We start from the raw sequence: 14,507 nt of genomic DNA, 5'->3' as shown, positions 1-14,507 counted from the left end.
CTATGACCACAATGCTCAGCACGCTGCGAAGCATCGTCCAGGAACTGAACGGAATCAATAACCTGCAGGACGCGCTGGACACCATAGCGGCGCGTGTCCAGACCGCTATGCACACCGAGGTCTGCTCGGTCTATCTCTACGACGACAAATCCGGCTGTTACGTGCTCAAGGCCACCGAGGGTCTCTATAAGTCCGCGGTGGGCCAGGTCCGTATTGCGCCTTCTGAGGGCCTGGTGGGGCTGGTTGGGACCCGTGAGGAGCCCATTAACCTGGAGGATGCCCAGAAGCACCCGCGCAACCGCTACTTTCCGGAGACCGGTGAGGAACGCTTCGGCTCCTTCCTTGGTGTACCCATTATCCACCACCGGCGCGTGCTGGGTGTGATCGTCGTCCAGGAGACCCAGAACAGCCGCCGCTTTGACGAGGGTGAGGAAGCCTTCCTGGTCACCATCTCCGCCCAGCTTGCCGGAGTCATTGCCCACAGTGAGGCGACCGGTGCCATTGGCGGTATCTCGATCAGCGGTGACCAGGCCCGGGATGTGGCTTTCAGCGGTGTCGCCGGTGCTCAGGGCGTGGCCATCGGGACCGGCGTGGTGGTGTTTCCGCCGGCGGATCTGGATTCGGTGCCGGACAAGCGCTGTGAGGATGTGGATGCGGAGATCGAGCGCTTTCGCGCGGCCGTTTCCGCGGTACGGGACGATGTGGAGCAGGTAGGCGAGCGCCTTGCGCCGCAGCTGAGACCGGAAGAGCAGGCCCTGTTCGAGGTCTATCTGCGCATGCTTCACGACCATGCGCTGCCCGGCGAGGTGGAGAACCGCATCCGTGAGGGGCTCTGGGCACCGGGGTCGCTCAAGGCGGTGGTGAACCAGTATGTCCGCCACTTCGAGATGATGGGGGATCATTACCTGCGTGAGCGGGCCGTGGATATCCGTGATCTCGGGCGCCGTCTGCTCTCCCACCTCCAGGAAGGGGAGTCAGAGACACCGGAGTACCCGGAACGGACGATTCTTGTCAGTGATGAACTGACGCCCGCGATGCTTGGGGAAGTGCCCCAGGGCCAGCTGGCCGGCCTGGTATCCGTCCGCGGTTCCGGCAACTCCCACGTGGCCATCCTGGCCCGGGCCATGGGCGTGCCCACGGTCATGGGGCTGGTGGACATCCCGGTGGCGCAGCTGGATGGCAGGGAACTGATTGTGGACGGCTATGAGGGCCAGATCTTCGCTTCGCCCTCCACCGAGCTTAAGGCCTTCTTCGAGTCCATCATTGAGGAAGAGCAGGAGCTGGTTAAGGGGCTGGAGGAGCTGCGCGACAAGCCGTGTGAGACCCTGGATGGCCATCGTATACCGCTGTTCGTGAACACTGGTCTGATCACGGACGTGGTGCGCTCACTCAGTCACGGGGCGGAGGGCATTGGCCTGTACCGCACCGAGGTGCCGTTCATGATCAATGAGCGGTTCCCCTCCGAACAGGAGCAGAAGGCCTATTACCGCGAGCAGCTTGAGGCCTTCGCTCCGGCGGAGGTCACCATGCGCACGCTGGACATCGGCGGTGACAAGGCGCTGACCTATTTTCCGATTGTTGAGGAGAACCCCTTTCTGGGGTGGCGCGGTATCCGGGTCACGCTGGACCACCCGGAGGTGTTCCTGGTCCAGATCCGCGCCATGATCAAGGCGAGTGAGGGGCTGGACAACCTGCGCATCATGCTGCCGATGATCAGCAATGTCTCTGAGATCGAGGAGGCCCAGCACCTGATCTATCGCGCCTGGCATGAGGTGCGTGACGAGGGCTACCAGCTGGCGATGCCTCAGGTCGGGGTTATGATCGAGATCCCTGCGGCCGTGTACCAGGTGCGGGAGATCGCGGCCCGGGTCGACTTCGTCTCCGTGGGGTCGAACGACCTGACCCAGTACCTGCTGGCGGTGGACCGCAACAACCCGCGCGTGGCCAGCCTCTATCACTCCTATCACCCGGCGGTGCTCCAGGCACTGTGCCAGGTGGCCCAGGATTGCCACGACGTGGGCAAGCCGGTGAGTATCTGCGGCGAGCTGGCGGGGGATCCCGGTGGTGCCATACTGTTGCTGGCCATGGGGTACGACGCCCTTTCCATGAACGCCTCCAACCTGCCGCGGATCAAGTCCGTGATCCGTGGCATCGACATGGATATGGCCCGTGGGCTGCTGGCGGAGGTGCTGACCCTGGATTCACCGCATGTGATCCGCAGCTGTGTGGAACTGGCCCTGCGCAAAGCCGGGATCGGGCGTTTTATCCGGCCGGAACGCAGTGGCTCCGGGGTACGGGAACTCGCGGCCTCCCGGGAGTGAGCGGGCATTCAGTGCTATCCTTGTTTCTAGTATGTCTACTCTAGAAGACGCCGTTAGTCTTGAGTGAGCAGTCAGATCAAGGGGTAATCCATGGAAACACTGTCACGCAGGTCTGCCGAGCGCCCGGAGCGGCCCCGGATCGGGCTGGCACTCGGGGGCGGCGGCCCACTGGGCGGAATCTATGAAATCGGCGCGCTGCGGGCCCTGGATGAGGCGCTGGATGGCGTCGACTTCAATGACCTCTATGTCTACGTCGGTGTCAGTGCCGGCTCTTTCGTTGCAGCCAATCTCGCCAACCAGATGACCACGGCACAGCTGTGCCGGATCTTTGTGAAGAACGAGGCCGATGTGCACCCCTTCCACCCGGAGGTGTTCTACCGGCCGGCGTTCCGCGAGTACGTGCGTCGGGCGCTGGCGGTTCCGGGGCTGCTGCGCGAGGCGTTCGGGCGTTTCGCCAGTAACCCCTACGACCAGAGCCTGCTGGATGCGCTCACGGTGCTGGCCCAGGTGGCGCCGGCGGGGCTGTTCGACAACACCGGGCTGCATGAGTACCTGCGCCGTGCCTTCAGCATGCTGGGGCGGACCAACGATTTCCGGCAGCTGCGCCACAGGCTCTACATCATTGCGGCCGACCTGGAGAGCAGTGAGGCGGTGCGACTGGGAGCCCCCGGGTTTGATCATGTGCCCATCTCCCGGGCTGTGCAGGCCAGCATTGCCTCGCCGGGGATCTATATGCCGGTGGAGATCGACGGCCGCTTCTACGTTGACGGTACCCTGCGCAAGGGGCTGCATGCTTCGGTCGCCCTGGAGGATGGGGCCGATCTCGTGCTCGCCATCAACCCGCTGGTGCCCATCGACGCCAGTGCCGCGGTGCGTGCGGGCACCATGAACGCGGGCGCACTTACGGATTCCGGTATGCCCAACATCCTGGGGCAGACCTTCCGGACCATGGTGTATTCGCGCATGGAGGCGGGCATTGCGCAGTATGCGGACCAGTACCCGGACTCGGACATTGTCCTGTTCCAGCCGGAGCGTGATGACGCCAAGCTGTTCTTCTCGAACGTGTTCAGCTTCCAGTCCCGGCGTATGGTCTGTGAGCACGCCTATCAGATGACCCGGCGCGACCTGCTGCGCCGTGCCGATGAGCTGGAGAGCCAGCTGGCGCCCCATGGTATTACCCTCAATCGGGATATCCTGGCGGATGAGCAGCGCACCATCAGCACCAGTCTCTACGGGGAAATGCTGCCGGTGTTTGTGGCTCAGGAAGGCAAGCGCCGGAGCCGCTTCGGCTCCGGCGTGGAGCAGGTGTCTGGGCTGATCAACAGCGCCCGACAGATGCTCTGAGGCTCACAGGATGTAGCGGCTGAGGTCCTCGTCCTCGGCCAGCTCGCCGAGCTGCTGCTCCACGTAATCCGCCGTGACCTCGAAGGCCTCGCTGATCTGGTCACCGGCATCGAATGAGATGTCGTCCAGAAGCTTTTCCATGACCGTGTGCAGACGGCGGGCACCGATGTTCTCGGTGCTCTCGTTGACCTTCCAGGCAATCTCCGCAATGCGGTCGATGGCCTCGTCCGTGAAGGTCAGGTTGACGCCTTCCGCGCTCATCAGCGCTTCATACTGGGCCACCAGTGATGCCCGTGGCTCGGTCAGGATCCGTTTGAAGTCGCCCGGAGTCAGGGCCTTGAGCTCCACGCGGATGGGGAGACGGCCCTGGAGCTCGGGGATCAGGTCCGAGGGCTTGGTCAGGTGGAAAGCGCCGGAGGCGATGAACAGGATGTGATCCGTGTGCACCATGCCGTACTTGGTGCTGACGGTGCTGCCCTCGATCAGCGGCAGCAGGTCGCGCTGCACGCCCTCGCGGGAGACGTCCGAGGAGCCCTGTGAATCGCTCTTCTTGGCGACCTTGTCCAGCTCATCCAGGAAGACGATGCCATTCTGTTCGACCACCTGGATGGCGCGCTGCTTGATTTCCTCCTCGTTGACCAGCCGCGCGGCTTCTTCCTCGCGCACCTGCTCGAAGGCGTCCGCCACGCGCATGCGCCGGGTCTTGCTCTTGTCGTTGCCCATGCTGGAGAACAGCGACTGGAGCTGGCTGGTCATCTCTTCCATGCCCGGCGGGGTCATGATTTCCACGCCGCCGCTGTTGGCGCTGACCTCAATGTCGATCTCCTTGTCGTCCAGCTCGCCCTCGCGCAGTTTCTTGCGGAACATCTGACGGGTGGCGGAGCTGTTATCCGCTTTCTCGTCCTCTTCCTGATCGCGCGGTGGCCGCAGCAGGGCGTCGAGGATGCGGTCCTCGGCGGCGTCCAGGGCGCGGTCCTGGACCCGGGCCATTTCCTTCTCGCGCAGCAGCGAGACGGCGTTCTCGGTCAGGTCGCGGATGATGGATTCAACGTCGCGCCCCACGTAGCCCACCTCGGTGAACTTGGTGGCCTCCACCTTGATGAAGGGCGCTTCCGCCAGCTTGGCGAGCCGGCGCGCGATCTCGGTCTTACCCACGCCCGTGGGGCCGATCATGAGGATGTTCTTGGGGGTGATCTCGTCCTGGATGTCGGTCTCTGCCTGCATGCGCCGCCAGCGGTTGCGCAGGGCAATGGCGACGGAGCGCTTGGCCTCGTCCTGGCCGACGATGTGGCGGTTGAGTTCGTCAACAATCTCCCGGGGGGTCATGCCTGCCATGAATACTCCTGTCAGTCGCTGGGTTCGATGACTTCCAGCGCGCGGTTATGGTTGGTATAGACGCAGATATCGGCGGCGATATCGAGGCCTTTCTCGGTAATCTCGCGCGCCGTCAGCTGGGTGTTCTCGAGCATGGCCCTGGCGGCTGCCTGGGCGTAGGGGCCGCCGGAGCCCATGGCGATCAGGCTTTCCTCGGGCTCGACCACGTCGCCGTTACCGGTGATGATCAGCGAGGTTTCCGCGTCCGCCACCGCCAGCATGGCCTCGAGCCGCCTCAGGGCCCGGTCCGTGCGCCAGTCCTTGGCCAGTTCCACGGCGGCGCGCGTGAGGTTGCCCTGGTATTTCTCCAGCTGCGCCTCGAAACGCTCGAACAGGGTGAAGGCGTCGGCCGTGCCGCCGGCGAAGCCGGCGAGCACACGGTCGTTGTACAGCCGCCGTACTTTGCGGGCGTTGCCTTTCATGACGGTGTCGCCGAGGGAAACCTGGCCGTCGCCGCCCATGGCGACCTCGCCGTCACGGCGTACTGAAAGAATGGTTGTCATGCGTACTCCCGTGGTTGCCGGGTTTGGGGTTTATCCGGAAGTGGGGGCTTGGGAACTGTATTTCAAGGTGTGCCGGCAGGGCGTCAGCCCTCGCCTTCGGCCTCGCGCCGGCGCACCATCGGCTGGATGTTGATCTCGACAAGGCGGTCCACGGCCTGGTTCATGCGGCTGCGGGAGTCGAAGGGCCCGACCATGACGCGGAACCAGACGCCGCCATCATTCACGCTGACTTCGGCGATACGGGCCCTGAGGCCCTGGAAGCCGACCTGGGCGCGCTGGCGTTCGGCGTCTTCCCGGCTCTGGAAGGACCCAGCCTGCAATATGTACTCCAGGTTCCGGTCGCTTTCGGACTCGTCCGGACGGTAGGCCTCGATATCCGGCGTGGCGACCTCGGACTCCGGCAGCATTTCATAGAACTGGAAGTCGGGGGTTTCGCCGCTGCTTTCCTGTTCGGGCGGCTTTTCCGGAGCGGTGGATGTCTCCGGCTGCCTGTCACCGCCGTCGGGTTCCAGCGAGTCCAGATAGACAAGGAATCCCACGAACCCGGAAAGCAGCGCCACCGGGATCAGCCAGCGCAGGGAGGTTGAGTCCTTCTTCTTGGCCATGATCGCGTCCCTTACATGGATTCCGGCGCGTTGACACCAAGCAGTTCGAGGCCGTTGGCCAGGACCTGCTGCACCGCAAGCGACAGGGCAACCCGCGCCTGGCGGAGCGGGTCATCGTCCACCAGTACCTTGTGGGCGTTGTAGTAGCTGTGGAACTGGCCGGCCAGGTCCCTCAGGTAATGGGTGAGCTGGTGGGGCTCCAGCGCTTCCGCCGCCTTTCCCAGAATCTCCGGGTAACGGGCCATCATGGCGGCGATATCCTTCTCTTCCTCGAGTTCGAGGTGTTCCAGGATGGCCGGTTCCAGGCTGACGCTGCTGTCCAGGCCCTGGGCACGCATTTTTTCGAGCACACTGCAGACCCGGGCATGAGCGTACTGGATATAGTAGACGGGGTTATCCTTACTCTCGGATTTGGCCAGCTCCAGGTCAAAGTCCATGTGCTGTTCGGCCTTGCGCGTGACGTAGAAGAAACGCGCTGCATCCTTGCCCACCTCATCGCGCAGCTCGCGCAGGGTGACGAAGGAGCCGCTGCGGGTGGACATGGAAAGCCGCTCACTGCCCCGGTAGAGAATGGCGAACTGCACCAGCTGGATGTCGAGCCTGCCGGGATCCACGCCCAGGGCCTCGATGGCGCCGCGCACCCGGGCCATGTAGCCATGGTGGTCTGCCCCCCAGACGTTGATGACCTTGTCGAAGCCACGCTCGAACTTGTTCAGGTGGTAGGCGATGTCCGAGGCGAAGTAGGTGGTTTCGCCATTATCGCGGCGCACGACGCGGTCCTTATCGTCACCGAAAGTGGTGGCGCGGAACCAGGTGGCGCCGTTTTCCTGGTACAGGTGACCGTTGCGCTCGAGCCGCTGCAGCGCGTCCTCGATGTCCGGGCGCAGGCTGCGCTCGGAGAACCATTCGTCGAAATGGATGCCGAAACCGGCCAGGTCTTCCTTGATATCCGTGAGGATGGCGTTGAGTGCGAGGTCAAAGACCCGGGCGAAGGCCTCTTCGCCGATGAGTTCCCGGGCGCGCTGCACCAGGCCATCAATGTGGGCTTCCTTGTCGCCGCCCTCGGGCTCGTCCGCCGGGATGCCGCTGAAGACGGTGGCGGCAGGGTGCTGGAGGCTGTCACCTGCATCCTCGCGCAGCTGGCGGGCAATGGGCAGGACATAGTCGCCGCGGTAGCCGTTGGCGGGGAAGGTGAAGGACTCACCACCCTGTTCCAGATAGCGCAGCCAGACACTGAGCGCCAGGATGCTCATCTGGCGGCCAGCGTCGTTGACGTAGTACTCGCGGTGGACACTGTAGCCGACGGCTTCGAGCAGATCCGAGACACTGGCCCCGTAGGCGGCACCGCGGCCATGGCCCACGTGCAGCGGGCCGGTGGGGTTGGCGGAAACGAATTCGACCTGCACGGACTTGCCCTGGCCCAGATCCTGACGGCCGTATTCACGCCCCTGTTCCCGGATGGTGCGCAGAATGTCGAACTGGCTGGCGTGGCTGACGAAGAGGTTGATGAAGCCGGGGCCGGCGATCTCCACCTTCCGGATGGCATCGTCCCCGGGCAGTGCCGCGACGATCCTCTCCGCCAGGTCCCTTGGTTTCATGCCCGCCGGCTTGGCCGCCTTGAGGGCGATGTTGCTGGCGAAGTCACCATGGTTGCGGTCACGCGCCGGCTCCACCTCGACAGTGGGTGCGGCTTCGGCTGGGATGACCCCCTCGGTGGTCAGGGTTTCAACGGCTTTCTGGAGAAGTTCGGCGATGCGGTCTTTCATTGGGAACAGTGGCCTGGTGTGCTTTTGGGGTTTCCGTGTCTGGCTCGCGAGCAGGGGCGTCCGGTCGCGGATGACGATGCGCCATTATCGGGGAATCGGGAACCAGACTCAATCCAGGCTCTGCGGGTCCACGTCCACCGCCCAGCGCACGCCGCCGGCGGGCCGGTTCTGTTCCAGGTAGCGGCAGAGCTGGTTGGTCAGGCGGTGCAGGGCCGGACGGTCCTGGCTCTGGAACAGGATCTGGGCCCGGTGTCGGTTGGCCTTGCGGGCGATGATCGCCGGGAAGGGGCCGAGCACGGAAACCGGCGCCGGGCTGGCTTCGGCACGGCGGGCGAGATCGTCCAGCAGGGCCAGGCTGTCCGCCATGGTCGGGGCTTCCGCCCGCAGTGCGGTCATGAAGCTGGCCGGCGGCAGGCCTGCTTCCTCCCGTTCCTGAAGAAGGGTGTCCGCGACGCTGGGGTAGTCCCCGGTGCAGAGCTGGGTAAGCAGCGGGTGGCCCGACTGGCAGGTCTGGATGAGCACCCGGCCGCCACGTTCACCGCGTCCGGCACGCCCCGAGACCTGGATGACCAGCTGGGCAAGGTGTTCGGGGCCCCGGAAGTCGCTGCTGAACAGGCCGCCGTCCGCATCCAGGATGCCCGCCAGGGTCACGCCGGGAAAGTCATGGCCCTTGGCCAGCATCTGGGTACCCACGAGAATGCAGGGCTCGCCCCTGCGGACTGGCGCCAGGAGTTCGTCCAGCCGTCCACGACGCCGGGTGCTGTCGCGATCGATACGGATGACGGGGGTTTCCGGGAAGCGTTCCGCAAGCACGGATTCCGTCTTCTCCGTTCCCTGGCCGACTGCGTTCAACCCTTCCTTGCCGCATTCCGGACAGGTTCGGGGCACAGCCTGCTGGTGCCCGCAGTGATGACAGCGCAGGCAGTTGTCGTAGCGGTGGTAGGTGAGCCGGGCATCGCAGTGCGGGCATTCAATGGGAGCTCCGCACTCGAAGCACATCACGACGGGGGAGAATCCCCGGCGGTTGATGAACAGCAGCGCCTGGTCGCCGGCTTCCAGGGTCTGGTCGATGGCTTCCAGTAGCGGAGGTGAGAGCCCACCGCTGAGCGGGCGGCTGCGTACATCCACCAGGTCGGTGCGGGGGAGGGTGGCATTGCCGGCGCGGCGTTCCAGGCGGTGCAGATGATAGCGCTGCTTTCGCGCGTTGTGCCAGGACTCCAGCGAGGGCGTGGCCGAGCCCAGAATGACCGGGCATCCGCTCTGCCAGGCCCGGTAGATGGCCAGATCCCGGGCGGAGTAGCGGAAGCCTTCCATCTGCTTGTAGGAGCCGTCGTGTTCCTCGTCGACCACGATCGTGACCAGGTTGGCATAGGGCAGAAGAACGGCCGAGCGGGTGCCGATCAGGATCAGCGGCTCGCCCTCCCGCACCCGTGTCCAGGTGGACAGGCGCTCGGTGGCGTTGAGCGCCGAGTGCCAGACGGCGATACGGGCGCCGAAATGGGTCTCGAACCGGGCGAGTGTCTGCGGAGTCAGGCTGATCTCGGGCACCAGCACCAGCACCTGGGCCCGGTCCGGATCCCGCGCGGCGGCGATGCGTTGCTTGATGAACTCAATGTAGAGTTCGGTCTTGCCACTGCCGGTGATACCAAAGACCAGGTGGCTGGCAAAGCCCTCCCCGGGCGCGTTCAGGTTGTCCAGTACCGTGGCCTGATCCCTGTTGAGTTCGATGGAGGGGGCGTCCGGCCAGGTGCAGGCATCCTCGCTGGCAGTGCGTTCCGTGGCGAGGCCCCGTTTCTCGAGATTCTTCAGTACTTCCCGGGTGAAGCCGGCCGCCTTGATGGAGGTCAGCGGCTGGCCGGGGTGCTGGTTGAGCCATGCCAGCAGTTCACGCTGGCGCCGGGCCTGTGTTGGCAGGTTCGAGATATCCGCATCAGTGGCCAGCCAGACGGTGGGTCTGGGCAGGCTGGCCGGCGCCCCCCGGCGGAGGGCCGGGGGAAGTGCCGCAAACACGCACTCTCCCGGCGGGTGCTGGTAGTATCGGGCTGCCCAGAGCAGAAGTTCGCGGGCGTCATCCGGCAGTACCGGCCAGTCTTCCAGGGGTGTCTCTACCGGTTTGAGCGTCATGTCCGGTGGATCCGGTGGATCCAGCTCCATGACCAGGCCCAGTGTACGCTGCTTTCCCAGTGGCACGCGCACGCGCTGCCCAGGGGTCAGCGTCATGCCCTCGGGAATACGGTAGTCGAACAGCTGACGGACCGCACGGGGGAGGGCGATGCGTGCCAATGTCGCCAACGGGGTCTCCTTGCGCTGGGTGCTGAATCTGCTATGATGCGCCGCTTACACAGTGGCCGAGGTGCCGGCCGAGAGTCTGCACCGGAATCCCAAATGTTTCAAATGCGGTGCCCGGCGGATGGCCCGGGTGGCGGCATTGCCTGCTAGAGAGGTCAACCATGAATCACGATATCCAGCCTGAATACAAGGAAATGAAGGCGACGTGCAGCTGCGGCAACGTCATTCACACCCGTTCCACTGTGGGCAAGGACATCCATGTTGATGTCTGCTCCGCCTGCCACCCCTTCTATACCGGCAAGCAGAAGGTCATGGATACTGGTGGCCGTATCGACAAGTTCAACCGTCGTTTCCGCGGCAAGATCGGTGGCGGCAACAGCTGACTCGACAGGACTTCTCTCCATCCAGAAACGGAAGATTGGCAATGTCTGAAGATATGAAGCAAGCAGCGCTCGATTACCACGCCAAGCCGCGCCCCGGCAAAATAAGCGTGGAAATCACCAAGCCGACCCAGACCTCGCGGGATCTGTCCCTGGCGTACAGCCCGGGCGTGGCGGAGCCGGTGCGCGAGATTGCGAAGGATCACGAGAACGCCTACCTCTACACCACCAAAGGCAACCTGGTGGCCGTCATCTCCGATGGCAGTGCCATTCTTGGCTTGGGCAACCTCGGCGCGCTGCCGAGCAAGCCGGTTATGGAAGGTAAAGGGGTGCTGTTCAAGCGGTTCGCCGGCATTGATGTGTTCGACATCGAGGTGAACTCCGAAAGCCCGCAGGCGTTCATCGAAACGGTGGCGCGTATTGCGGATACTTTCGGTGGTATCAACCTTGAGGACATCAAGGCGCCGGAATGCTTCGAAATTGAGCGCGCGCTGATTGACCAGTGTAACGTGCCGATCTTCCACGACGACCAGCACGGTACGGCCATTGTGACCGCCGCCGGCATGCTCAATGCGCTGGAGCTCCAGGGCAAGACGCTGGAAGAGGCGCGCATTGTCTGCATGGGCGCCGGCGCGGCGGCCGTTGCCTGCATGAAGATCCTGATCAGCTGTGGGGCCCGCCCCGAGAACATCATGCTGCTCGACAGCAAGGGTGTGGTGCACTCCGGCCGTGAGGATCTCAATCAGTACAAAGCCATGTTTGCGGTTGAGACTGATCGCCGTACACCGGCGGACGCCCTGGAAGGGGCCGACGTATTCGTTGGTCTCTCGGGACCGGACCTGCTGACGCCTGAGATGCTCAAGTCCATGGCGCCGAACCCGATCGTGTTCGCCTGTTCCAACCCGGATCCGGAGATCAAGCCGGAGCTGGCGCTGGAGACCCGTGATGACATCATCATGGCGACAGGTCGTTCCGATTACCCGAACCAGGTGAACAACGTTCTGGGTTTCCCATTCATCTTCCGTGGCGCACTGGACGTTCGTGCCAGTGAGATCAATGAGGAGATGAAGGTCGCGGCAGTCCACGCCATCCGCGAGCTGGCCAAGGAATCCGTTCCGTCCAGTATCGCCCAGGCTTATGGTGTGGGCGGATTCCAGTTCGGCAGGGAGTACATCATTCCCAAGCCCATGGATCCGCGTCTGCTGGAGTTTGTTCCGGCAGCAGTGGCTAAGGCTGCGGTGGACAGCGGCGTGGCCGGCAAGAAGTATCCGGATCATTACCCGCTCAAGTCCATGGAAGACATCATCTGAACCCTGACGCCTGTTCAGGGTAAGGATGAAAAAGCCCCGGTCAGTCATGGCCGGGGCTTTTTTGTGGTTAGTTGTCGCCGCTGCCTCAGAACAGCTGCTGTGCCGGTGTGGATTCTCCGTTCTCCCCGCGTCCGTTCTCATCACGGCTTCCCGAATCACCGGGGGATACCGGCTCCGGGGCATAGCGCGATCGGAAGATCTCGAACCTGGCATCGGGGTTGTCCGTGCTGGCGCTCTCGCCGGTATCAGGGTCAATGCGGCGTGAGACGATGCCGGCAGGGCGTTCCATGAGCTTCTCGGGCATCCCCTGGAGTGCGACCTCCATATAGTCTTTCCATATGGGCAGCGCTGTCACGCTGCCGAACTCGCGCCGGCCCAGGGAGCGGGGCTGATCAAAGCCCACCCAGGTGCCGGTTGCTATGCCCGTGTTGAAGCCCATAAACCAGGTGTCGAGCTGGTTGTTGGTTGTCCCCGTTTTGCCCGCCAGATCCTCTCGCCCGAGCGAGCGCGCAGCACGCCCGGTGCCTCTCTCGATCACATCACGCATCATGGACTGGAGGATGTAGATCGCCTCTTCATCGGCGACCCGCTCCATGGTGTGGACGGGGCGGACCGGATCCGTATCCCTGTTGCTCCCGCTATTCCTGTCGAGATCGGGGAGCGTCGCATCCAGAACCTCCGGGTCCTTGCTGCAGTCGTTACACTGGTGCGTTTCCGGCGCTTCGCGGAGCACTTTGCCCTCTGGACCCACGATGCGCTCAACAACCCAGGGTGTTACCTCGTAACCGCCGTTGGCGATCATGGCATAGGCGCGCGTCATCTCCATGGGGGTCATGGCCCCGCTTCCCAGGGCCAGCGACAGGTCACTCGGGAGCCGGCTGGTGTCCAGTCCCAGGCTGTCGATGTAGTTCAGTGTGCGCTGGATACCGGTCTGGCGCAGCAGTCGGATGGCGACCAGGTTGCGGCTCTGGTACAGCGCCTGGCGCAGGGTAGTCGGGCCCCGGAACTGGCCGCCGGCGTTCTGCGGGCGCCAGGCGGTCTCCAGGTCCTCGTCATCAAAGACGATGGGGGCGTCGTTGATGGTGGTGGCGGCTGTCGCGCCGTGCTCCAGGGCCGCAAGGAAGATCAGGGGCTTGAAGGCGGAGCCGGGCTGCCGGTAGGCCTGTGTGGCCCGGTTGTAGGAGCTCATGCTGAAGCTGTAGCCGCCGCTCAGCGCCTCAATACGACCGTCATCAGGTGACATGGAGACAATGGCGCCCTGGATTTCGGGAATCTGCATCAGTTCGGCTGTCAGCGTATCCTGCTCACTCTCGGGGCGCAGGACATCCTGAACGGGAATCCGCACATAGACGACATCCCCAACGGATACCACATCCTGGGGTGACTCCGGTTCCGGCCCGGTGCGGTTCTCATTGATGTACTCCCGGGCCCAGCGCATGTGGCGCATCGGGATGGTGACGCTGTCATGCAGGGCTGTCACGGCAGTGGCGGCGTTGTCGTTCAACCCCACGATGGCGGCGGGGACGAGATCGTTTACCCGGGGCAGGTCCTCCAGGCGCTTGCTCAGTGCGTCACGGTCATTGAGCATTTCCGGCGCCCACTGGTCGACCGGGCCGCGATAGCCGTGTCGGCGATCATAGGCTTCCAGGCCCTGGCGGAGTGCGCGCGTGGCGGCCTGCTGCCTTGCGCTGTGCACGCTGGTGTGGATCTCATAGCCTTCACTGTAGATCTGTTGGCCAAACTGGCGCAGGGCTTCCCGACGGGCCATTTCGGCCACATAGGGCGCGTTCAGTGCGAGTTCAGGGCCATGGTAGCGTGCGCTGACACCTTTGCTGGTTGCCTTGCGGTATTCATCGTCACTGATGTAGCCCAGTGAGGCCATGCGCGAGAGGATCCAGTCCCGCCGCTCAAGGGCCCGCTCCGGGTCGGCCAGCGGGTTCGCGGTGGACGGCGCCTTGGGCAGCCCTGCAATCATGGCCATCTGGGCGAGGTTGAGGTCGGTGATGGGTTTGCCATAGTAGACCTGTGCTGCGGCCTCAATGCCGTAGGAGCGGTTGCCGAGGTAGATCTTGTTAACGTAGAGCTCAAGAATCTCGTCCTTGGAAAGCTCGCGTTCGATCTGCAGGGCCAGAAGGATCTCGTTGAACTTGCGGAGAAACGTTTGATCTCGTGACAGAAAGAAATTTTTTGCAACCTGCATGGTGATGGTGCTGCCCCCGGACTGGATGGAGCCGGTTATGGCAAGCTCCCAGGTGGCGCGGATAAGTCCCCGCAGATCAACACCATGGTGCTCGTGGAAGCGGCTGTCCTCGGCGGCCAGGAATGCCTGGATCTGGTGCCCAGGTACAGCTTCCAGATCCCGTGGCGTTCTTCTCATTTCGCCGAATTCGGCTATCAGTTTGCTGTCACGTGTATACACTTTCAGAGGCGTCTGAAAGTTCACGTCCCGCAGCTGGTCCACGGACGGCAGGCCAGGCTGGAGGTACAGGTAGAAGGCGGCCAGTACCATGGCGGCACCGGCGCCACCGGCAAGAAAAAGCCAACTGAGGATACGGATGTAACGGAGTGTGCGGGACATTTTCTCTGACAATTTTGGACTATGCGTCTATCATTTC

At 63.7% G+C, this 14,507-nt stretch carries 10 protein-coding genes; 4 read left to right on the top strand and 6 right to left on the bottom strand.

Annotation, left to right across the window (positions count from 1 at the left end):
- Positions 1–11: 11 nt before the first annotated feature.
- Positions 12–2,321: a phosphoenolpyruvate--protein phosphotransferase gene (ptsP, locus tag QZ501_RS02140; protein WP_151440473.1), complete on the top strand. Its 2,310-nt coding sequence runs from the start codon at positions 12–14 to the stop codon at positions 2,319–2,321.
- Between the two features lie 90 nt (positions 2,322–2,411).
- Positions 2,412–3,665, top strand: a complete 1,254-nt coding sequence (locus tag QZ501_RS02135; RefSeq protein WP_151440407.1) for a patatin-like phospholipase family protein — start codon at positions 2,412–2,414, stop codon at positions 3,663–3,665.
- 3 nt (positions 3,666–3,668) lie between these two features.
- Here QZ501_RS02135 and hslU read toward each other — a convergent pair whose 3' ends face one another.
- The 5 genes from hslU to QZ501_RS02110 form a co-directional block, all read right to left on the bottom strand.
- Positions 3,669–5,000: an ATP-dependent protease ATPase subunit HslU gene (hslU, locus tag QZ501_RS02130; RefSeq protein WP_151440406.1), complete on the bottom strand. Its 1,332-nt coding sequence runs from the start codon at positions 4,998–5,000 to the stop codon at positions 3,669–3,671.
- An 11-nt stretch (positions 5,001–5,011) separates the two neighbouring features.
- Positions 5,012–5,542, bottom strand: a complete 531-nt coding sequence (hslV, locus tag QZ501_RS02125; RefSeq protein ID WP_160899281.1) for an ATP-dependent protease subunit HslV — start codon at positions 5,540–5,542, stop codon at positions 5,012–5,014.
- An 83-nt stretch (positions 5,543–5,625) separates the two neighbouring features.
- A complete protein-coding gene (locus QZ501_RS02120) occupies positions 5,626–6,147 on the bottom strand; it encodes an SPOR domain-containing protein (protein WP_202405717.1) in 522 nt (173 codons plus the stop codon).
- Positions 6,148–6,158: 11 nt separating this feature from the next.
- Positions 6,159–7,913 carry an arginine--tRNA ligase gene (gene argS / locus QZ501_RS02115; protein ID WP_151440404.1) on the bottom strand — a complete coding sequence of 585 codons (1,755 nt, stop codon included), beginning with the start codon at positions 7,911–7,913 and terminating at the stop codon, positions 6,159–6,161.
- 108 nt (positions 7,914–8,021) lie between these two features.
- Positions 8,022–10,205, bottom strand: a complete 2,184-nt coding sequence (locus QZ501_RS02110; protein WP_295716788.1) for a primosomal protein N' — start codon at positions 10,203–10,205, stop codon at positions 8,022–8,024.
- A 158-nt stretch (positions 10,206–10,363) separates the two neighbouring features.
- Here QZ501_RS02110 and rpmE point away from each other — a divergent pair, with 158 nt between their 5' ends.
- Entirely contained in the window at positions 10,364–10,585 is a 222-nt protein-coding gene (gene rpmE / locus QZ501_RS02105; RefSeq protein ID WP_077529212.1) for a 50S ribosomal protein L31, read from the top strand.
- 41 nt (positions 10,586–10,626) lie between these two features.
- Positions 10,627–11,892: a malic enzyme-like NAD(P)-binding protein gene (locus QZ501_RS02100; protein ID WP_151440402.1), complete on the top strand. Its 1,266-nt coding sequence runs from the start codon at positions 10,627–10,629 to the stop codon at positions 11,890–11,892.
- A gap of 85 nt (positions 11,893–11,977) precedes the next feature.
- Here QZ501_RS02100 and QZ501_RS02095 read toward each other — a convergent pair whose 3' ends face one another.
- The gene (locus QZ501_RS02095; RefSeq protein WP_295716784.1) at positions 11,978–14,470 is read right to left on the bottom strand and encodes a penicillin-binding protein 1A; all 2,493 of its coding nucleotides are present in this window, start codon (positions 14,468–14,470) and stop codon (positions 11,978–11,980) included.
- Between the last annotated feature and the right edge of the window lie 37 nt (positions 14,471–14,507).

Origin of the sequence: uncultured Halovibrio sp., assembly GCF_913056445.1 — a bacterium.
Classification (GTDB): domain Bacteria; phylum Pseudomonadota; class Gammaproteobacteria; order Pseudomonadales; family Oleiphilaceae; genus Halospina; species Halospina utahensis_B.
The sequence above is the reverse complement of the archived record's forward strand: the minus strand, read 5'-3'. Positions and strand labels throughout refer to the sequence as shown.